The sequence below is a fragment of the Actibacterium sp. genome (assembly GCF_055134745.1).
In genome coordinates this window covers 66995-87525 of the sequence record NZ_JBSRVX010000026.1, presented here as the reverse complement: position 1 = coordinate 87525, position 20531 = coordinate 66995, and the positions used below count along the sequence as shown (strand labels likewise).

The following is a 20531-nucleotide window of genomic DNA, read 5'->3' as shown; positions in this document are numbered from 1 at the left end:
GTTCCAGTTCCGGCGTGGCCGTGGCCGTGCAGGGCCTGTGCCAGGAAGCCGGGATCATCTTCATGGCCGGGCTGACCCATTCCAACGATACCACCGGCAAGGACAAGAAGGCCAATGGCTTCCGCCATTTCTTCAACGCCTATATGTCGGGCGCTGCCCTGGCACCGGTGCTGGAAAAGGCTTACGGCAAGGATCGGCGCGCCTATCACCTGACGGCCGATTACACCTGGGGCTGGACGCAGCAGGAATCGATCCAGGCCGCGACCGAGGCGGTCGGCTGGACCACGGTGAACAACGTCCTGACGCCGCTGGCCTCTACCGATTTCTCGTCCTATATCGCGCCGGTTCTGAATTCGGGCGCGGATGTTCTGGTTCTGAACCATTACGGCGGGAACATGGTCAACTCGCTGACCCAGGCCGTGCAGTTCGGCCTGCGCGACAAGATGGTGAACGGCAAACAGTTCGAGATCGTCGTGCCGCTGTATTCAGAGCTGATGGCGAAAGGCGCAGGCAACAACATTCAGGGTGTGTTCGGATCGACCAACTGGTCCTGGACCTTGCAGGATGCCGGCACCAAGGCGTTCGTTCAGTCCTTTGGCACGAAATACGGCTTTCCGCCGTCGAATGCCGCGCAGACATGCTATGCGCAGACGCTGCTTTATGCGGATGCCGTCGCGCGGGCCGGGTCGTTCAACCCCTGCGCCGTGGTCGAGGCCCTGGAAGGTTTCGAGTTCGACGGGCTTGGCAACGGGCCAACCCTGTATCGCGCAGAAGATCACCAGTGCTTCAAGGATGTGCTGGTCATGAAGGGCAAGGAAAATCCGGCCAACGAATATGACGCCCTGGAAGTGGTGGAAATCACGCCCCGCGCCCAGGTGGAATATGCGCCGGATCATCCGATGTTCGCGGGCGGATCACTGGGCACCTGCAACCCCGGTGCCTGACGCCCGCCGGCCGGCCGTGTTCTGGGGACATGGCCGGCCATTTTTGCATCATTTCAATTTTCGGGGGTAACGACCGATGGACGCGATCCTGCTGCAAATCCTGAACGGGCTGGACAAGGGGTCGGCCTATGCGCTGATCGCGCTGGGACTGACGCTGATCTTCGGCACGCTGGGCGTGGTCAACTTTGCGCATGGCGCGCTGTTCATGCTGGGCGCATTTTGCGCCGTCACGCTGCAGCGTATCCTGACGCTGTCCTTTGAAACCATCGACCCGGTCAAGCTGAACTTCCTCGGCCAGCCGCTGAAGGTCAAGACAACCTATCTGGAACACTGGTTCGGCACGGAATTCGGAGCGGCGATCATCGACTGGTCGGTGCCGCTGGCCATTCTGTTCGCCATTCCCGTGATGATCGGTATCGGCTTCCTGATGGAGCGCGGGCTGATCAAGCATTTCTACAAGCGGCCCCATGCCGACCAGATTCTGGTAACCTTCGGCCTGGCCATCGTGCTGCAAGAGGTCGTGAAATATTTCTTTGGCGCCAATCCCATTCCGACCCCTGCCCCCGATGTATTCCGCGGATCGTTCGATTTTGGCGCGCTGGTCGGCATCAAGGCCGGCAATGTGATCTATCCCTATTGGCGCATGGTCTATTTCTGCTTTGCCGCCATCGTGATCGGCGCGGTCTTTGCCTTCCTGCAGTTCACAACGTTCGGCATGGTGGTGCGCGCCGGCATGGCCGACCGTGAAACCGTGGGCCTGCTTGGGATCAATATCGACAAGCGGTTCACCATCATGTTCGGCATTGCCGCCGCTGTCGCCGGGGTGGCGGGCGTGATGTATACGCCGATCAATTCGCCCAATTACCACATGGGCATGGATTTTCTGGTGCTGTCCTTCGTCGTGGTCGTCGTGGGCGGCATGGGCAGCCTGCCGGGTGCGGTGCTGGCGGGGTTCCTGCTGGGCGTTCTGGAAAGTTTCGCGTCGATGAACGCGATCAAGTCGCTGCTGCCCGGCATCGACCAGATCATCATCTATCTGGTGGCAATCGTCATCCTGCTGACCCGACCACGCGGGTTGATGGGGCGCAAAGGCGTGATGGAGGAATAAGACATGCTGGGACTGGAACGCAAAGATCTGACCATGCTGGTCATCGTGGCCCTGCTGGCCATCGCCGCACCCTTCATCTTGAACCCCTTTCCACAGGGCAGCGCCATGGCGCAGTTCAACGCGGGCTATCCCGACCTGATGCAGCGGTTCGTGATCTTCGGCATCTTCGCCATCGGGTTCAACATCCTGTTCGGGCTGACCGGCTATCTGTCTTTTGGTCATGCCGCCTTTCTGGGGGTGGGCAGTTATTCGGCGGTGTGGATGTTCAAGCTTTTGTCGATGAATGTCATCCCGGCCATCATCCTGTCGGTGATCGTGGCGGGGCTGTTTTCGGCGCTGATCGGCTTTGTGTCACTGCGCCGATCGGGCATCTATTTCTCGATCCTGACGCTGGCCTTCGCGCAGATGTCGTTCAACCTGGCCTATTCGGTGCTGACACCGATCACCAACGGCGAAACCGGGCTGCAACTGTCGCTGAGCGATCCGCGCATCCTGGATGGCGCGTCCAGTGGGTCGCTGCCCGTCACCAGCCTGTTCGGGCTGGAAATGCGATCAACCTATGAACTGGCGCTGGGTGCATGGTCGTTCCAGTTCAACGCCGGGTATTACCTGTGCGCGGCGCTGCTGATCCTTGCCTTCTATCTGGCGATCCGCATCTTCCGGTCGCCGTTCGGGATGATGCTGCGGGCGGTGAAGACCAACCAGACCCGCATGAAATATACCGGGCTGAACCCGCGCCCCTATACGCTGGCCGCCTTTGTGATTTCGGGCATGTATGCAGGCCTGGCGGGCGGGCTGCTGGCCAGCATGGACCCGCTGGCCGGTGCCGACCGGATGCAGTGGACCGCGAGCGGCGAGGTCGTCCTGATGACGATCCTGGGCGGGGCCGGCACATTGCTGGGGCCGGTGCTGGGGGCCGGTTTCATCAAGTATTTCGAAAACATCTTTTCGAAAATCAACGACGCCGTGCTGCACAGCTGGTTTGCCGCACTGCCCGACGGGCTGGAAAACCTGCTGGTTGGCGTGTTGCATCCCTTTGTCGGCAAGGGCTGGAACCTGACGCTGGGCCTGATGTTCATGGCCATCGTGATCTTCCTGCCCGGCGGGCTGATGGAGGGCGGGCAACGTATCGGGCGATTGCTGCGCCGCCGCAAACCCACCGCCGACACCAAAGCCGCACCGCGTGCGGCAGAATAGAAAGGGCCAGATCATGGGAATCCTGGAAGTCAAAGGCGTGAACAAGCGCTTCGGCGGGTTGCAGGCGCTGGGCAACGTGAACCTGTCTGTCGCCGAAAATTCGGTTCATGCGATCATCGGGCCGAACGGCGCGGGCAAATCAACCCTGCTGAACTGCCTGGTGGGCAAGCTGATGCCCGACAGCGGCAGCGTGATGTTCGACGGGCAATCGGTGCTGGGCCGTCAGCCGCACGAGATCAACCAGATGGGCATTTCGCGGGTGTTCCAGACGCCCGAGATCTTCAGCGATCTGAGTGTGCTTGAAAATGTGCTGATCCCCTGCTTTGCCCGGCGCGACGGCGCGTTTCGCATGCATGCGTTCGAAACCGTCAGCGCCGAGCGCGCGATGATGGAAAAGGCCATGGCCATGCTTGAGGATGTGAACATGGCCGACAAGCGGCACATGCATTCGGCCTCATTGTCACGCGGCGACAAGCGGCGGCTGGAAATGGCGATGTGCCTGGTGCAGGAGCCGCGCCTTTTGCTGCTGGATGAACCGACCGCCGGCATGGCGCGGGCCGATACCAACAACACGATCGAGCTGCTGAAAGAGATCAAGCAAAAGCGCGACATCACCATGGCGATCATCGAACATGACATGCATGTGGTGTTTTCGCTGGCCGACCGCATCACGGTGCTGGCCCAGGGCACGCCGCTGGTGGAAGACACGCCCGAGAAGATTCGCGGCCACCCCAAGGTGCGCGAAGCCTATCTGGGCGAGGCCGCCTGACATGAACCGCAGCCCCGATTTTCCTGCGAAAAATCGCATCAGTTCTTCGTCGAAGAATTGAAAGGAGTGACCGCCATGAACACCAAACCCGACTTTTCCGCCAATGCCAATCACGCCGCCACCGCCCCCGCCTTTCTGTCGGTCTGGGATCTGCACGCCTATTACGGCGAAAGCTATATCGTGCAGGGCGTCAGCTTTAACGTGCACGAGGGCGAGATTCTGGCGCTGCTGGGGCGCAATGGCGCGGGCAAGACATCCACCCTGCGTGCCATTGCACGGCTCGGCAGCCCGGCCGTGACCCATGGCGAAATCTGGCTGGATCACAAGCCGCTGCACAGCATGCGCGCCCATCAGGCTGCCGCCGCAGGAATTGCGCTGGTGCCTGAAGACCGGCGCATCATCCCCGGCCTGACCGTCGAGGAAAATCTGCAACTGGCCCAGATCGCCCCGCCCGTCGGCTGGTCGATCGAGCGGCTGTATGAGCTGTTCCCCCGCCTGGGCGAGCGCCGCAAGCAAGAGGGCGTGACCCTGTCGGGCGGCGAACAGCAGATGCTGGCCATCGCCCGCGCGCTGGCGCGCGACATCAAGGTGCTGCTGCTGGACGAACCCTATGAAGGGCTGGCCCCGGTGATCGTGGACGAGATCGAAAAAACCCTGAACATCATCAAGCAGCAAGGGATCACCACAGTGATCGTCGAGCAGAACGCCCTGCGCGCGCTCGCGCTGGCCGATCGCGCGGTGATTCTGGATACCGGATCGGTGGTTTTCGACGGAACCGCCGCCGAAGTTCTGGAAAACGAAACCCTGCGCGCGGAATATCTGGCAATCTGACTTGCCCCTGCCCGCGCCTGCGGGCAGGTTACGCCCAATGACGACAATACCCGGGGGAGACTTCCATGGCCGATAAAATCTATCCGCCCAGTGCCGCATTTACCGCAACCGCCCATATTGATGCCGCGACATACAAGTCCATGTATGCCGCATCGGTTGCCGACCCCGATGCGTTCTGGGGGCAACAGGGCAAGCGGCTGGACTGGATCAAACCCTTTACCCGCGTCAAGAATACCAGCTTTGCCCCCGGCAATGTGTCGATCCGCTGGTTCGAGGATGGCACGCTGAACGTCGCGGCCAATTGCGTCGATCGCCACCTGCCCACCCGCGCCGACCAGACGGCGATCATCTGGGAACCGGATGATCCCAAGGATGCCGCGCTGCATATCACCTATGCCCAGTTGCACCGATCGGTCTGCAAGATGGCCAATATCCTGGAAGATCTGGGCGTGCGCCGGGGCGACCGCGTGGTGATCTATCTGCCGATGATCCCCGAGGCCGCCTATGCCATGCTGGCCTGCGCGCGGATCGGCGCCATTCACTCGGTGGTCTTTGCCGGGTTCTCGCCCGACGCGCTGGCTGCGCGGGTCAATGGCTGCGACGCCAAGGTTGTCATCACCGCCGACGAAGCCCCGCGCGGCGGGCGCAAGACGGCGCTGAAATCCAACACCGATGCGGCCCTTCTGCATTGCAAGGACAGCGTGAAATGCCTGGTCGTCAAACGCACCGGCGGCCAGACGACATGGATCGCCGGGCGCGACTTCGATTATAACGAACTGGCGCTTGAGGCCGACGATCACAGCGCGCCCGCCGAGATAGGCGCCGAAGACCCGCTGTTCATTCTTTACACATCGGGGTCCACCGGCCAGCCCAAGGGCGTGGTGCATACCAGCGGCGGTTATCTGGCCTATGCCGCGATGACGCAACAGTTGACCTTCGATTACCATGACGGCGATGTGTTCTGGTGCAGCGCCGATGTGGGCTGGGTCACCGGCCACAGCTATATCGTCTATGGGCCGCTGGCCAATGGCGCGACCACCCTCATGTTCGAAGGCGTGCCGACATGGCCCGATGCCGGGCGGTTCTGGGCCGTCTGCGAAAAGCACAAGGTGAACCAGTTCTATACCGCCCCCACCGCCATTCGCGCCCTGATGGCCCATGGCACCGAACCGGTGGCGAAATACGACCTGTCATCACTGAAACTGCTGGGCACGGTAGGTGAGCCGATCAACCCCGAGGCCTGGAACTGGTATAATGACAATGTCGGCAAGGGCAGATGTCCCATCGTCGACACCTGGTGGCAGACCGAAACCGGCGGCCATCTTCTGACCCCCCTGCCCGGCGCCACCCCCACCAAACCCGGCAGCGCGACCACGCCCTTCTTTGGGGTGCAGCCCGTCATCCTTGACCCCCAGACCGGGGCCGAAATCACCACCACCGCCGCCGAGGGTGTGCTGTGCCTGAAGGATAGCTGGCCGGGTCAGATGCGCACCATCTGGGGCGATCATGACCGGTTCGAGAAAACCTATTTCGGTGATTTCAAGGGCTATTACTTTTCGGGTGACGGCTGCCGGCGCGATGCGGATGGATATTACTGGATCACCGGCCGCGTCGATGACGTGATCAACGTATCTGGCCATCGCATGGGCACGGCCGAGGTCGAAAGCGCGCTGGTCGCCCATCCCAAGGTGGCCGAGGCCGCCGTGGTCGGATACCCGCATAACATCAAGGGTCAGGGCATCTATGCCTATGTCACATTGATGAACGGGGTTTCCCCGTCCGAAGCGTTACGCAAAGAGCTGGAAAACTGGGTGCGCACCGAAATCGGCCCGATCGCCAAGCCCGACCTGATCCAGTGGGCGCCGGGCCTGCCGAAAACGCGGTCAGGCAAGATCATGCGCCGCATCCTGCGCAAGATCGCTGAAAACGATTATGCGACGCTGGGCGATACATCCACGCTGGCCGATCCGGCTGTGGTGGATGATCTGATCGGCAACCGGATGAACAAGGGCTGAAACCCGGCCGCGCCACCCAGTCTGGCGCGCCGCGGAAAAATCTTCACGAAGATTTTTCACGGGAAGAATTTTCGTGAAAATTCTTCCCTTGGCGCATCAGATATCGTCGCAGACCATAGCGCCGCTGTGATCGGTGACATTGCGCAGATAGCCGCTCAGCTCATCCCTGGTCTGGATATAGTAACAGCCGTTTTCGCGCCGATGCACGGTGCGCAGGTCTGTGCCGGGGGGCAAGGCCGCGCGGGCCTTTTCCGAGATATAGGGCAAGGGCGGCTCTGCCGGGCCGCATGCGGCCAGCAGGCCCAGCGCCACAAGGGCCAGGATCTGGGGTTTCATCGGTTTTTCTCCTTAGTCCAGCCGTTCAAGAACGTCTGCCAAGCTACCGATAAGACTGTCAATATGCGGCTTTTCTATGATCAATGGCGGCGACAATGCGATGATATCGCCGGTGGTGCGGATCAGGATGCCTGCCTCGAAGGCCTTCACAAAGGCCGCAAAGCCCCGGCGTGCCGGCGCGCCCGCGATCGGCTCCAGTTCGATCGCCCCGACCAGGCCCATGTTGCGAATGTCGATCACATGCGGCAACCCGCGCAGGGAATGCAGCGCCTCTTGCCAATAGGGGGCCAGTTCGGCCGCGCGGGCAAACAACCCCTCGTTTCGATAGGTGGCCAGCGTGGCCAGACCGGCCGCACTGGCCAGCGGGTTGCCCGAATAGGTATAGCCGTGGAACAGCTCGATCAGGTGTTCGGGCCCCTGCATGAAAGCATCGTGAATGGCCCCCGTCGCCAGCACCGCCCCCATCGGCACCACGCCATTGGTCAGGCCCTTGGCCAGGCACATCATATCGGGCTGCACGCCGAAATGATCGGCGGCAAAGGCCGACCCCAACCGGCCAAAGCCTGTAATGACCTCATCGAAGATCAGCAGGATACCATGCTTGGTGCAGATATGCCGCAGCCGTTCCAGATAGCCCTTGGGCGGCAGCAAGACACCGGTCGAGCCCGCCATCGGCTCGACGATCACGGCGGCGATGGTTTCGGCCCCATGCAGCGCCACGATGCGTTCCAGATCATCGGCCAGATGCGCGCCATGTTCAGGCTGACCCCTGGTAAAGGCATTGTGCTGGGGCAGATGTGTGTGCGGCAGGTGATCGACCCCGGTCAGCAGCGATCCGAACACCTTGCGGTTGGTGACAATCCCGCCCACCGAGATGCCGCCGAAATTCACCCCGTGATAGCCGCGTTCGCGCCCGATCAGCCTTGTGCGCGCGCCCTCGCCCCGCGCCCGGTGATATGCAATGGCGATCTTCAGCGCGGTTTCCACCGCCTCGGAGCCCGAATTGGTGAAGAAGACATGCTCCATCCCGGCGGGCGCCATGTCGCGCAGCACGCTGGCCAGTTGAAACGCCTTGGGGTGGCCCATCTGAAAGGCGGGCGCATAGTCAAGCTGCCCGACCTGGTCGCGGATCGCCTGAACGATCGCGGGGCGATTGTGGCCCGCATTGCAGCACCACAGCCCCGCCGTGCCGTCCATCACCTGGCGTCCGTCGGCGGACTGGTAATACATGCCATCGGCCGAAACTAGCATTCGCGGGGCTTGCTTGAACTGTCGATTGGCCGTGAAGGGCATCCAGAAGGCCGACAGGTCATTGGGTGCGTCTTTGCCGTCGCTTGCCATATCGGGCCCCTGTTGCAGGATGATCTTGTTCGCACGCTAGCAGAGCACTCTGCGCAGTCAAGACAGCCCGCCCGCCCCGTCTGAAAACGGCAACTGGCGCTTTTCACTGGGCGGCGGCTCGCGTATAACCAGACGATAACAGGCAAACACCCGTTCCCAAACGGGGCGAAAACCGATCGAGGACGGCATGACAAAACATTCCCACGACGCGGATGTGGCTTTCATTCAGGCCCTGGCAGAATTGCTGCGCGAAAACGAACTGACCGAATTGCAGGTCAAACGCGAATATGGCGACAATGACAGCCTGGATGTGCGTGTCTCGCGCACGGTCCAGATGGTGGCATCGGTCGCGGCGCCCGCCCCCATGGCAGCCGCCCCTGCCGCGGCACCGGCGGCAGCCGCCGCTGCGGTCAGCGAAGACCCCAGCCAGTTGCCCGGCGCGGTCACATCGCCCATGGTCGGCACGGTCTATCTGCAGCCCGAACCCGGCGCCAAGCCCTTCGTTTCGGTCGGCGATCAGGTGTCCGAAGGCCAGACGGTGATGATCATCGAGGCGATGAAGACCATGAACCACATCCCCGCGCCGCAATCGGGCACGGTCAGGCGCATTCTGGTCGAAGACGGTGCGCCCGTCGAATACGGCGCACCGCTGCTGGTCATCGGATAAGTCCCATGTTTCAGAAAATCCTGATTGCGAACCGGGGCGAGATTGCGCTGCGGGTGATCCGTGCCTGCCGCGAAATGGGCATCCGGTCGGTTGCGGTTCATTCGACCGCCGACAGCGACGCGATGCATGTGCGCATGGCCGATGAAAGCGTCTGTATCGGCCCGCCGCCGGGGGCGCAAAGCTATCTGTCGATCCCGGCCATCGTATCGGCCTGCGAAATCTCGGGTGCGGATGCGATCCATCCGGGATACGGATTTCTGTCGGAAAACGCCAATTTCGTGCAGGTGCTGGAAGATCACGACATCACCTTTATCGGCCCCACGTCGGACCATATCCGGATCATGGGCGACAAGATCACCGCCAAGGATACCATGAAGGCCCTGGGCGTGCCCTGTGTGCCGGGGTCAGATGGCGGCGTGCCCGATCTGGCGACCGCCGAAAAGGTGGCCGAACAGATCGGCTATCCGGTCATCATCAAGGCCACGGCAGGCGGTGGCGGGCGCGGCATGAAGGTGGCCCGCACCGCCGCCGAGATGACACGGGCCTTTCAGACCGCCCGCGCCGAGGCCAAGGGCGCCTTTGGCAATGACGAGGTCTATATCGAGAAATACCTGGAAAAGCCCCGCCATATCGAAGTTCAGGTCTTTGGCGATGGCAAGGGCAATGCCGTGCATCTGGGCGAGCGCGACTGTTCCCTGCAGCGGCGCCACCAGAAAGTATTCGAAGAGGCCCCCGGCCCCGCGATTGATGCCGAAACCCGCGCCCGGATAGGCAAGGTCTGCGCAGAGGCAGTGGCGCGCATCAACTATATCGGTGCCGGCACGATCGAATTTTTGTACGAGAATGGCGAATTCTTCTTTATCGAGATGAATACCCGCCTGCAGGTCGAACACCCCGTCACCGAGGCGATCTTTGGCGTCGATCTGGTGCGCGAACAGATCCGCGTTGCCGAAGGCCTGCCGATGTCGTTCACGCAGGATGATCTGGTGCTGAACGGGCACGCGATCGAGGTGCGGATAAACGCCGAGAAACTGCCGAACTTTTCGCCCTGCCCGGGCCGCATCACGGCCTTTCATGCGCCGGGCGGCCTGGGTGTGCGGATGGATTCGGCGCTGTATGACGGTTATGTCATCCCGCCCTATTACGACAGCCTGATCGGCAAGCTGATCGTGCATGGCCGCGACCGGCCCGAGGCGCTGGCCCGTCTGGCCCGCGCCCTGGGAGAGCTGATCGTGGACGGGGTCGACACCACGATTCCGCTGTTCAGCGCCCTGCTGGCCGAACCCGAGATTCAGGCGGGCAGCTATGACATCCATTGGCTGGAGCGCTGGCTGGAGCGCAATCTGGCCGCCTGAGACGGGCGGGGGATGACAGCCATGGCCCATGCGCCCCTGACCCCCGCCGATTTGCTGCAAGCCTATGCCGCGGGCATCTTCCCGATGTCGGAATCGCGCGACGACCCGGATCTGTTCTGGGTCGAACCGCGAGAGCGGGGCATTATCCCGCTGGATAATTTTCACATTTCACGATCTCTGGCGCGGCGGATCAGGCGTGAAAATTTCCAGATTCGAACAGATTCCGATTTTGTCGGGGTTTTGCAGGGTTGCGCTGACCGGCCGGAAACCTGGATCAACCAGACGATATTCGACCTGTATCTGCGCCTGCACGGGATGGGCCATGCCCATAGTATCGAGGTCTGGGACGGCCCCGATCTGATCGGGGGCAGCTATGGCGTGGCGCTGGGGGGGGCGTTTTTCGGCGAAAGCATGTTCTCGCGCCGGACCGATGCCTCAAAGATCGCGCTGGCCTATCTGGTGGATCGGCTGCGTCTGGCGGGGTTCAGCCTTTTCGACACACAGTTCCTGACGCCGCATCTGGCATCGCTCGGGGGGATCGAGATCAGCCAGAAGGCCTATCAGGCACGGCTGAAACAGGCGCTGGCACAGAGGGCCGATTTCACGGCGCCGGATATTCCCTCGGCTCAGCTATTGTTACAGCGCAGCAACCAGACATCATAGCGCGGGTGGTCCAGCGCATTCAGCGCCGGGCTGGAGGCAATCATCCAGCCGGAAAACACCGGCAGATCCTGCCCCGCATTGCGAATGGTCAAAAAGGCAAAGGCATCACTGGCGGGGTTATCCACCGGAAAGCGGCATTCCCCCAGCGTGATTTCCAGCAGGCCCGCGCTGGTGGTCTGCCCGTCTGCCAGCGTCAAATCATTCAGCGCGCCTGACACCCGGTCCAGCACCCTGATCACCGCACCCTGTGCGCGCGATACCTGCACCGTATCTTGCGCGCTGGCGGGGGCCGCGGCCAGCAGGCACAGCGCCAGAACCCGCCTCACGGGTTGCTTTCCTCGCCCGCTGCGGGGGCTGCGACGAATTTCATCAGCAGGGAAATCAGGCTGACCGACCCTTGAGTATCAAGAATTTCATCGCCGCTGGCCAGGTTCAGCGGCGATCCGCCCGGCACCAGTTCAATGAAATTTCCGCCCAGCAGCCCCTCGGACGACACCAGAATCGCGGTATCCTCGGGCAATTCCAATCCGTTCAGCACCGAGACGGTTGCATCGGCACGGAAGGTTTGCGGGTTCAGCCGCAGCGATGTGACGGTGCCCACCTTGACCCCGGCCAGCTTTACATCGGTGCCCACCGATATGCCGTCCACCGACCGGAACGAGGCCCGCAATTCATAGCTGCCGGCGGTGCCCGTGCCCATGCCGGTGACATTCATCAGATAGACAAGGAACCCGATGGCGACGGCCAGAACCGCGCCCCCCACCAGCGTTTCTATGCGGTTCTCGGTCATTGCTCTATTCCGGCCGCCATGCCTCGTAATCCGCGCGCGGCACAGGCGCGGCCCGGCGCAAAGATCCCGGCGGCGCATAGGCCAGAACCGTGCCGGTCAGGTTTTCCTGATGCGGCTGTTCCCAGGGTTTGTGCGGCAGCGGCGCCTCAGATGGGGGGGTGTCGAAGGTATGATGCAGCCAGCCATGCCAGTTGGCGTCGATCCGGCTGGCCTCTATCTCGCCGTTATAGATCACCCAGCGGCGTTTGCCGTCGCGGGTTTCATAAAAACGGTTCCCCTGCGCATCTTCCCCCACCTTAACGCCTTTGCGCGCGGTGAATATCTGGGTTCCGATGGTCTGCCCATCCCACCAGGTGAAAAGACGCAATATGCTGTTGACGATACCCATCAAACCCTCCGGCAAGTCTTGCCCCTGATATGGACCAGATCGCGGCCAAGGTCCAGCGCCAAGCCCGGCGGCAGGTCGCCTAGGGCAGTTTCGCGGTCAGCTCGATCTCGATCCGGTATTTGGGGTCGATCAGCCCGGCCACGATCATTGTCGCTGCGGGCGGGTTAGCCGCGAAGGCCTGCGCCAGAACCGGCCAGCAGGGTTCAAAATCGGCGGCATCGGGCAGGATATAGCGCACCCTTACCGCATCGGCCAAACCGGCACCGGCCTGTTGCAGCGCCCGTTCAATCGTGGCCAGCGCCAGCCGGCACTGGTCGACCACATCCGGCGGCACCGCCCCGGTGGCCGGGTCCGACCCGACCGTGCCCGACACGTGCACGAAACCGCCGGCCACAACGGCGCGGCAATACCCGATCTTCGGCTCATAGGCCGAACCCGAGGAAATACGTTGGATTGTCATGGAACCTGCTCTGGGTGAAACGGGGCTCAGCGCGCGGGGTTACCCTGCGCTGACGCCGCCCTTTTTCTGGTCGGAATAGATCATCAGGGGCGCGGCCCCTGCCGCCACGGCCTCTTCGTTCACGACGACCTCTTCGACATCATCCATACCGGGCAGTTCGAACATGGTGTTCAGCAGGATGTCTTCCATGATCGACCGCAGCCCGCGCGCACCCGTCTTGCGGGCGATGGCCCGCTTGGCGATGGCGGCCAGCGCGTCATCGGTAAAGGTCAGTTTGGTCGATTCCAGTTCGAACAGGCGCTGATACTGTTTGACCAGCGCGTTCTTGGGCTGGGTCAGGATGGTAATCAGCGCATCCTCGTCCAGATCGGTCAGCGTGGCGATCACCGGCAGGCGGCCGACGAATTCGGGGATCAGGCCGAATTTCAGCAGATCTTCCGGCTCCAGCTCGCCGAACATCTCGCCCACGCCACGGGTGTCGTTTTCCTTGACATCGGCACCGAAACCGATGGCCGAGCCCTTGCCACGGGCGGCGATGATCTTTTCCAGCCCGGCAAAGGCACCGCCGCAGATGAACAGGATGTTGGTCGTGTCGACCTGCAGGAATTCCTGCTGCGGATGCTTGCGCCCGCCCTGCGGCGGAACGGATGCAACCGTACCTTCCATGATCTTCAACAGTGCTTGCTGCACGCCTTCGCCCGACACATCGCGGGTGATGCTGGGATTGTCGGATTTGCGGGTGATCTTGTCGACCTCGTCGATATAGACGATGCCGCGTTGCGCGCGTTCGACATTGTATTCGCTGGCCTGCAACAGCTTGAGGATGATGTTCTCCACATCCTCGCCCACATAACCTGCTTCGGTCAGCGTGGTGGCGTCGGCCATGGTAAAGGGCACATCCAGAATGCGCGCCAGCGTCTGCGCCAGCAAGGTCTTGCCGCAACCCGTGGGGCCGATCAGCAGAATATTGGATTTGGCCAGTTCGATATCGCCCGATTTGGCCGAATGATTAAGACGCTTGTAATGGTTGTGCACCGCGACCGACAGCACCCGCTTTGCATGCGACTGACCGATCACATAATCGTCAAGCACACCACAGATATCGCGCGGGCTGGGCACCCCTTCACCGGTTTTCAGACCCGATGATTTGGTTTCCTCGCGGATGATATCCATGCAAAGCTCTACGCATTCATCGCAGATGAACACGGTCGGCCCCGCAATCAGCTTGCGCACCTCGTGCTGGCTTTTGCCGCAGAACGAGCAATAAAGCGTATTCTTGGAATCGCTGCCAGAGTTGTTCGCCATCTTCGTTCTCAAGCCTCGTGTTTCTGCGGCCAGTTCGCAGGTGCCCGGTATTCTGTTGTGCTTTTCCCAGCCTAGGGCAGACAATTTCCGGGCACAACGCCAAAATCCCGCGTTCCGCCCGTTGTGTTGCCGCGTGATTACGCCGGGTTTTCGGGATCCTTGACGCGGTTCTCGACAATCTCGTCGATCAGGCCCCAGGCCTTGGCCTGTTCGGCATCCATGAAATTGTCCCGTTCCAGCGCATCAACAACCGCCTTCAGCTTCTGGCCGGTATGTTTGACATAGATCGCGTTCAGACGATCCTTCAGCTTCTGGGTTTCCTGGGCGTGGATCATGATATCCGTCGCCTGCCCCTGATATCCGCCCGAAGGCTGGTGCACCATGATCCGGCTGTTGGGCAGGGAAAACCGCATTCCCGGCTCACCCGCCGCCAGCAGCAGCGATCCCATCGACGCGGCCTGCCCCACCACCAGCGTGCTGACCTTGGGCTTGATATACTGCATCGTGTCATAGATCGACAGGCCACTGGTGACGACGCCACCGGGGCTGTTGATATACATGCTGATTTCCTTGGACGGATTTTCCGCCTCCAGATGCAGAAGCTGCGCCACGATCAGGCTGGACATTCCATCATGCACCGGACCCGACAGGAAAATGATCCGTTCCTTGAGCAGGCGTGAAAAGATGTCATAGGCCCGTTCGCCCCGGCTGGTCTGTTCCACGACCATCGGGACAAGGGTATTCATATAGGTATCATATGGATCGTTCATTACCGCCCGCCTGTTGCCTTGGGTCGATGCATGACCCGAAAAACCTGAAAAGAGTCTTAGGCGCGCGTTTGCGCGGCTGCAAGTCCCCGAGGCATGTCAAACTCCGCCCATGGACAACAGCCCGGAACCAAGCCCATTGTTTTGTTACGAAAACCGTGTTCACACACACGCAATTTTGTGTGGTGCCGGGTGATCATTTGCGGTCTTAGCTTTACGATGAAAATACCAACAATCGCAGGAGTCCCCATGAAACGCCTGATTGCCGCCCTTGGCCTGGGCCTGATCGCCACTGTCGCGCAGGCCGATCCCGACCCCAAAGACTGGCAATCCGTTCTGGATCAGGCGCGCGGGCAGACCGTGTATTGGAATGCCTGGGGCGGATCGACCGCCACCAATGATTTCATCGCCTGGGCGGGGGATCAGGTGCAGGCGCGATATGGGGTAACAGTCGAACATGTCAAACTGTCCGATACCGCCGATGCGGTCAGCCGGGTACTGGCCGAAAAGACCGCCGGCAAGGATGAGGGCGGCGCGGTCGATCTGATCTGGATCAACGGCGCCAATTTCGCGGCGATGAAACAGGCCGGGCTGCTGTTCGGCCCCTGGGCGGGCGATCTGCCCAATTTCGCGCTGGCCGATACCGAAGGCAAACCGGCCCTGACCAGCGATTTCACCGTGCCCACCGACGGGCTGGAAAGCCCCTGGGCCATGGCGCAGGTGGTGTTCTATTATGACACCGCCCGCCTGCCAGAACCCCCCAAAACCATCACGGCGCTGGGGGAATGGGCCGCCGCGCATCCGGGTCGGTTCACCTTTCCCCAGCCGCCCGATTTTCTGGGCAGCACCTTTCTGAAACAGGCGTTGTATGGGCTGGCTGAAGATACTGGCGTTTTGCAGCACCCCGTCGCGCAGGCCGATTACGCCGCTGTCACCGCCCCGCTTTGGGCCTGGCTGGACGCGCTGACCCCGAATCTGTGGCGCGCGGGCCGCGCCTATCCGCAGACCGGGCCACGTCAGTTGCAACTGATGGCGGATGGCGAAATTGATCTGGCGATTTCCTTCAGCCCCGGCGAGGCCTCGACCGCCATCGCCAATGGCGAATTGCCGGATACAGTGCGCAGCTTCGTGCTGGACGGTGGCACGATCGGCAATGCCAGCTTTGTGGCGATCCCCTATAACGCCACGGCCAAGGCGGGTGCGATGGTTCTGGCCGATTTCCTGCTGTCGCCCCAGGCACAGGCGCGCGCGCAAGACCCCGATGTGCTGGGCTATGGCACCGTGCTGGCAATGGACAAGCTGGGGGCGGATGACCGCGCGCTGTTCGATGCGCTGGATCTGGGCATTGCCACCCTGTCGCCTGCCGATCTGGGCCCGGTCCTGCCCGAACCCCATCCCGACTGGATGACCCGCATCGCCGAAGACTGGACCGCGCGTTACGGCGTGGCGCAGTAACGCATGGGGTTGCGGCTGGCGCCTGCGCTGACACTGGCGCTGTTGCTGGGGCCGGTTCTGGCCGGTCTGGCGGGCACGCTGGCCCCGGCCTTTGGCTGGTTTCCCGCACTGGGCGGGCGCGCCCTGTCGCTGGAGCCGTTTCGTGCGCTGGCGGGCTGGCCCGGCCTGTGGCCCGCAATGCGGCTGAGCCTGACCACCGGGCTGGCTGCCACCGCGCTGTCACTGATGATCACCGCGCTGATCCTGGCGGGCTGGCATGGCACCCGCGCCTTTGGCTGGATTGAACGCGCGCTGTCACCACTTCTGTCTGTCCCCCATGCGGCTGCGGCCTTTGGCATCGCGTTTCTGATCGCGCCCTCAGGCTGGATCGCGCGGGCGGCCTCACCCTGGTTGACGGGCTGGCAAACCCCGCCCGATCTGCTGATCGTGCAAGACCCCTGGGGGCTGGCCATGATCCTGGGGCTGGTCGCCAAAGAGGTGCCGTTTTTGCTGTTGATGGCGATGGCCGCATTGCCGCAGACCGATCCGCAGCGCAGCCTGACGGTGGCGCAGGCGCTGGGATACGGCCGCATCAACGGCTGGATGAAGGTCATTTTTCCACGCCTTTACAGCCTGATACGGCTGCCTGTTTATGCGGTTCTTGCCTATTCGATGACCACGGTCGATGTTGCGATGATCCTGGGGCCGAACAGGCCGCCGCCGCTGTCGGTTCAGGTGGTGCGCTGGATGGGCGATCCTGACCTGTCGATGCGCTTTCAGGCCGCAGCCGCAGCCACGGCGCAACTGGCGCTGGTGATGGGCGCGCTGATCCTGTGGCGCGGGGCCGAGGCCGCCGCCCGCTATCTGGCCACCATATCGCTGATGTCAGGCCATCGGGGGCACGGTGGCGCGGTGTGGCGCATGCTGGGGCTGGTGGCTGCAGCGCTGACCGCCGCCGCCATTCTGGCCGGGCTGGCGGGGCTGGCGGTGTGGTCGTTCGCCGGGTTCTGGGCCTTTCCCGATGCCTTGCCCGATACCTTCACCCTGAAAAACTGGATGCGCCATGGCCCGGGCCTGTTGGGGCCGCTGCGCGAAACGGTTGTTATCGGCGTGGTGGCCACGCTGGCGGCGCTGGCGCTGGCGCTGGCCTGCCTTCAGGCCGAACACCGCTTTGGCCTGACACCCAGCGCCCGCAGCCTGTGGCTGTTATATCTGCCGCTGCTGATCCCGCAGGTGGCGTTCCTGCCGGGCTTGCAGACGCTGGCGCTGGGGGCCGGGGCCGATATGGGGCACGGGGCGGTGATCGCGGCGCATCTGGTCTTTGTGCTGCCCTATGTGTTCTTGTCGCTTGGCGGGCCGTTCCGGGCCTGGGATACGCGGCTGGCCACGCTGGCCGCCACGATGGGGGCATCGCCATTGCGGGTTTTCATGACCCTGCGCCTGCCTATGCTACTGGCGCCGGTGCTGACAGCCTTTGCCGTGGGATTTGCGGTATCGGTCGGGCAATATCTGCCGACGCTTCTGATCGGCGCGGGCCGCGTGGCCACCCTGACGACCGAGGCCGTGGCCCTGTCATCGGGTGGTGACCGGCGGTTGATCGGGCTTTATGCGCTGGCCCAGACCGGGGTCGTGGTGCTGGGCTTTGCCGCCGCACTGGGCCTGCCGCGCCTGATCTGGGCGAACCGCCGCATGATGCGGGGCGCGGCATGAACGGGCTGGTGCTGGACAATCTGCGGATTTATCGCCGCGATGCGCTGTTTCTGGCGCTGTCGGCCCATGTGGCGCCCGGCACGGTGCTGACGGTGATGGGCCCGTCCGGCATCGGCAAGTCCACGCTGCTGGCCGCCATCACCGGCACGCTGGCGCCGGGGTTTCGCGCCACGGGGCGGATCACGTTGAACGGGCGCGATATCTCCGCGCTGCCGCCGCAGGACCGCCATGTCGGCATCCTGTTTCAGGACGAACTGCTATTCCCGCATATGTCGGTGGGGGCCAATCTGGCCTTTGGCCTGCCCTCCGGCATACGCGGCCGGGCCGCCCGGCGCGCTCGCGTGCAGGCGGCGCTGGCCGATGTCGGGCTGGATGGGTTCGCGCCGCGTGATCCGGCCACGTTGTCGGGCGGGCAAAAAGCGCGGGTGGCGTTGATGCGGATGCTGTTATCAGACCCGCAGGCGCTGCTGCTGGACGAAGCCTTTTCCAGGCTGGATACCGATCTGCGCGCCCAGGTGCGCAGGCTGGTCTTCGATCGCGCCCGCGCCCAGCGACTGCCGGTGTTGATGGTCACGCATGACCATGCTGATGCACAGGCGGCGAGCGGTGAAGTGGTGCAGATGGGTGGACCGGATCAGACATGATCCAATCACGCAAGAACGCCGCCTAAAGCACGCGCCTGTCAAAAGAAATCGCCTTTAGCACCGCAAATACCGCGCGCCCCGGCGCCAGCCCCAATTGGGCCACAGCCGCGCGCGTGACCCGCGCCCGGATCATCTGGGCACCGACCGTCACGAAGACCTCGGCAAAGGCGGTGTCGGGTTCTGCGATCACCTCGGCCACGGTTCCGGCCAGGATGTTCTGGGCGCTGATATCCTGCGGCCGGGTCAGCGCCAGCATCACATCGCGGGCCCGCACCCGCAACTGCACAACCGCGCCGGGCGCCAGATCGGCGGCGGGCATGGTCAGGGACTGGCCCTCCAGTGACAGATGGCTGAGCATGAAACCGGCATCCGCCCCGGTCACGGTGGCGCGCAGGATCACGCCAGCCTCGAACCGGCTGCCGCCGCCCTGCCCCAGATCAAGCCGCGCAAAGACATCGGCCAGCGGCCCCACCGCCACAACCCGCCCGCCATTGATCGCGATCATTGATCCGGCCAGCCGGGTCACCTCGTCTATGGCATGGGTGACATAGATCACCGGCACCCCGAACGCATCGGGCAGGCGCGCGATATAGGGCAGGATCGCCGCCTTGCGCCGCAGATCCAGCCCCGCCAGCGGTTCATCCATCAGCATCAGTTGCGGGCGTGACAGCAGGGCGCGCGCGATGGCGACGCGCTGCGCCTCGCCCCCCGACAGGGTGGCCGGGCGCCGGTTCAGCAACGGGTCAAGGTCAAGCGCCGCAATCACCGCGTCAGTGGTGATGGCCGCATTGCGCCCGGCCGAGCGGCGGGCGGCAAAGCGCAGATTGCCCGCCACGCTCAGATGCGAAAACAACCGCGGCTGCTGAAACACCACGCCCACGCCGCGCCGATGGGGTGGCACAAACAGCCCACGCGCGCTGTCCTGCAAATCGGCCCCCGCCAGCGCGATCCGGCCCTGCGCGCCGGTTTCCAGCCCGGCAATGGCGCGCAGCAGCGTGGTCTTGCCCGCGCCAGACGGGCCGAACAGCGCGGTGATGCCATCCAGCGGCGCATCAATACGCACCGACAGCGCGAAATCACCCCGCGCCAGCGCCAGATCCAGCGACAGCATCACAGATGCACCGGAAAGCGGCGGTTCATCACGAAGACACCCAACAATACGGTGAAGGAAAACACCAGCAAGCCCGCCGACAGCACATGCGCCTGCGCATAATCAATGGTTTCGACCTTTTCATATATCGCGATGGAAATGACCTTGGTCCGGCCCGGAATATTGCCACCCACCATCAGCACCACGCCAAATTCCCCGATCGTATGCGCAAAGCTGAGCACAACCGCCGTCAGATATCCGCGCGCCGACAGCGGCAGGACGATGTTGAAGAACCTGTCCCACGGACCGGCGCGCAGGGTGGCTGCGGCCTCGATCGGGGCGCGGCCCAGGGATTCGAATGCCGATTGCAGCGGCTGAACCATGAAGGGCAGCGAATACAGGCAAGATGCAAACACCAGGCCCGAAAACGAAAAGGCCAGCCCCTGCCCCGTCACATCGCGCCACAGCCCGCCCAGCGGCGCGGTCGGGCTGAACAGAACCAGCAGATAGAACCCCAAAACCGTCGGCGGCAGCACCAGCGGCAGCGCGGTCACCGCCTCGATCACCGGTTTGGCGCGGGCGCGGGTCCGGGCCAGCCACCAGGCCAGCGGCGTGCCAAGCATCAGCAATACCAGCGTGGTTACACCGGCCAGCCGCAGGGTCAGCCACAGGGGCGCAAGATCGGGTATCTGCATTATGTCTGGCCTGCCCCCGGAT

Annotated in this window: 22 protein-coding genes; 12 read left to right on the top strand and 10 right to left on the bottom strand. The window is 62.9% G+C overall.

What is annotated here, in order from left to right; genetic code table 11:
• From ACTCHC_RS06190 to acs, 6 genes are all read left to right on the top strand, one after another.
• Nucleotides 1-944, top strand: a 944-nt coding sequence (locus ACTCHC_RS06190) for an ABC transporter substrate-binding protein (RefSeq protein ID WP_463021607.1), incomplete at its 5' end; no start/stop codon positions are given.
• 76 nt (nt 945-1020) lie between these two features.
• Nucleotides 1021-2052, top strand: a complete 1032-nt coding sequence (locus tag ACTCHC_RS06185; protein WP_463021606.1) for a branched-chain amino acid ABC transporter permease — start codon at nt 1021-1023, stop codon at nt 2050-2052.
• A 3-nt stretch (nt 2053-2055) separates the two neighbouring features.
• Nucleotides 2056-3249 carry a branched-chain amino acid ABC transporter permease gene (locus tag ACTCHC_RS06180; RefSeq protein WP_463021605.1) on the top strand — a complete coding sequence of 398 codons (1194 nt, stop codon included), beginning with the start codon at nt 2056-2058 and terminating at the stop codon, nt 3247-3249.
• A gap of 13 nt (nt 3250-3262) precedes the next feature.
• Nucleotides 3263-4018 carry an ABC transporter ATP-binding protein gene (locus ACTCHC_RS06175; RefSeq protein ID WP_463021604.1) on the top strand — a complete coding sequence of 252 codons (756 nt, stop codon included), beginning with the start codon at nt 3263-3265 and terminating at the stop codon, nt 4016-4018.
• A gap of 75 nt (nt 4019-4093) precedes the next feature.
• Nucleotides 4094-4849, top strand: a complete 756-nt coding sequence (locus ACTCHC_RS06170; RefSeq protein ID WP_463021603.1) for an ABC transporter ATP-binding protein — start codon at nt 4094-4096, stop codon at nt 4847-4849.
• 65 nt (nt 4850-4914) lie between these two features.
• The gene (acs, locus tag ACTCHC_RS06165) at nt 4915-6864 is read left to right on the top strand and encodes an acetate--CoA ligase (RefSeq protein WP_463021602.1); all 1950 of its coding nucleotides are present in this window, start codon (nt 4915-4917) and stop codon (nt 6862-6864) included.
• Nucleotides 6865-6960: 96 nt separating this feature from the next.
• Here the strand turns inward: acs and ACTCHC_RS06160 are convergent, their stop codons facing one another.
• Complete coding sequence (locus ACTCHC_RS06160) at nt 6961-7200, bottom strand: hypothetical protein (RefSeq protein WP_463021601.1); 240 nt, start codon at nt 7198-7200, stop codon at nt 6961-6963.
• Nucleotides 7201-7212: 12 nt separating this feature from the next.
• A complete protein-coding gene (gene aptA / locus ACTCHC_RS06155; protein ID WP_463021600.1) occupies nt 7213-8541 on the bottom strand; it encodes an omega-aminotransferase AptA in 1329 nt (442 codons plus the stop codon).
• Between the two features lie 187 nt (nt 8542-8728).
• On the opposite strand from aptA, the gene accB reads away from it, so the two are divergent.
• The 3 genes from accB to aat are packed head-to-tail and all read left to right on the top strand — an operon-like array spanning nt 8729 to nt 11226.
• A complete protein-coding gene (gene accB / locus ACTCHC_RS06150) occupies nt 8729-9208 on the top strand; it encodes an acetyl-CoA carboxylase biotin carboxyl carrier protein (RefSeq protein WP_463021599.1) in 480 nt (159 codons plus the stop codon).
• A 5-nt stretch (nt 9209-9213) separates the two neighbouring features.
• Nucleotides 9214-10563 carry an acetyl-CoA carboxylase biotin carboxylase subunit gene (gene accC / locus ACTCHC_RS06145; RefSeq protein ID WP_463021598.1) on the top strand — a complete coding sequence of 450 codons (1350 nt, stop codon included), beginning with the start codon at nt 9214-9216 and terminating at the stop codon, nt 10561-10563.
• 21 nt (nt 10564-10584) lie between these two features.
• Nucleotides 10585-11226, top strand: a complete 642-nt coding sequence (gene aat, locus ACTCHC_RS06140) for a leucyl/phenylalanyl-tRNA--protein transferase (protein WP_463021597.1) — start codon at nt 10585-10587, stop codon at nt 11224-11226.
• Here aat and ACTCHC_RS06135 read toward each other — a convergent pair.
• The 6 genes from ACTCHC_RS06135 to ACTCHC_RS06110 all read right to left on the bottom strand — a co-directional run bounded on the left by ACTCHC_RS06135 (nt 11190) and on the right by ACTCHC_RS06110 (nt 14939).
• Entirely contained in the window at nt 11190-11552 is a 363-nt protein-coding gene (locus ACTCHC_RS06135) for a DUF2155 domain-containing protein (RefSeq protein ID WP_463021596.1), read from the bottom strand. The genes aat and ACTCHC_RS06135 overlap by 37 nt on opposite strands.
• Nucleotides 11549-12016 carry an outer membrane lipid asymmetry maintenance protein MlaD gene (gene mlaD, locus ACTCHC_RS06130; protein WP_463021595.1) on the bottom strand — a complete coding sequence of 156 codons (468 nt, stop codon included), beginning with the start codon at nt 12014-12016 and terminating at the stop codon, nt 11549-11551. Before mlaD ends, ACTCHC_RS06135 begins: the two co-directional genes overlap by 4 nt.
• A gap of 4 nt (nt 12017-12020) precedes the next feature.
• Entirely contained in the window at nt 12021-12404 is a 384-nt protein-coding gene (locus tag ACTCHC_RS06125) for an NADH:ubiquinone oxidoreductase subunit NDUFA12 (protein ID WP_463021594.1), read from the bottom strand.
• 79 nt (nt 12405-12483) lie between these two features.
• Nucleotides 12484-12864 (bottom strand): RidA family protein, encoded by a 381-nt coding sequence (locus ACTCHC_RS06120; RefSeq protein ID WP_463021593.1) that lies wholly within the window; start codon nt 12862-12864, stop codon nt 12484-12486.
• A 39-nt stretch (nt 12865-12903) separates the two neighbouring features.
• A complete protein-coding gene (gene clpX / locus ACTCHC_RS06115; protein ID WP_463021592.1) occupies nt 12904-14169 on the bottom strand; it encodes an ATP-dependent Clp protease ATP-binding subunit ClpX in 1266 nt (421 codons plus the stop codon).
• Between the two features lie 137 nt (nt 14170-14306).
• Nucleotides 14307-14939: an ATP-dependent Clp protease proteolytic subunit gene (locus ACTCHC_RS06110; protein ID WP_463021591.1), complete on the bottom strand. Its 633-nt coding sequence runs from the start codon at nt 14937-14939 to the stop codon at nt 14307-14309.
• Between the two features lie 246 nt (nt 14940-15185).
• Here ACTCHC_RS06110 and ACTCHC_RS06105 point away from each other — a divergent pair, with 246 nt between their 5' ends.
• Genes ACTCHC_RS06105 through ACTCHC_RS06095 form a run of 3 tightly spaced genes read left to right on the top strand, consistent with a single transcriptional unit; the run spans nt 15186 to nt 18724 of the window.
• The gene (locus ACTCHC_RS06105) at nt 15186-16391 is read left to right on the top strand and encodes an ABC transporter substrate-binding protein (protein WP_463021590.1); all 1206 of its coding nucleotides are present in this window, start codon (nt 15186-15188) and stop codon (nt 16389-16391) included.
• A 3-nt stretch (nt 16392-16394) separates the two neighbouring features.
• Nucleotides 16395-18080 (top strand): ABC transporter permease, encoded by a 1686-nt coding sequence (locus ACTCHC_RS06100; RefSeq protein WP_463021589.1) that lies wholly within the window; start codon nt 16395-16397, stop codon nt 18078-18080.
• Nucleotides 18077-18724 carry an ATP-binding cassette domain-containing protein gene (locus tag ACTCHC_RS06095; RefSeq protein ID WP_463021588.1) on the top strand — a complete coding sequence of 216 codons (648 nt, stop codon included), beginning with the start codon at nt 18077-18079 and terminating at the stop codon, nt 18722-18724. Before ACTCHC_RS06100 ends, ACTCHC_RS06095 begins: the two co-directional genes overlap by 4 nt.
• 22 nt (nt 18725-18746) lie before the next feature.
• On the opposite strand, the gene modC is transcribed toward ACTCHC_RS06095, so the two are convergent.
• Together modC and modB are read right to left on the bottom strand one after the other, a co-directional pair.
• The gene (modC, locus tag ACTCHC_RS06090) at nt 18747-19835 is read right to left on the bottom strand and encodes a molybdenum ABC transporter ATP-binding protein (RefSeq protein ID WP_463021587.1); all 1089 of its coding nucleotides are present in this window, start codon (nt 19833-19835) and stop codon (nt 18747-18749) included.
• On the bottom strand, nt 19835-20509 hold the full coding sequence (gene modB, locus ACTCHC_RS06085) for a molybdate ABC transporter permease subunit (RefSeq protein ID WP_463021586.1): 675 nt from the start codon (nt 20507-20509) through the stop codon (nt 19835-19837). The genes modC and modB overlap by 1 nt, the downstream gene beginning before the upstream one ends.
• Nucleotides 20510-20531 lie beyond the last annotated feature (22 nt).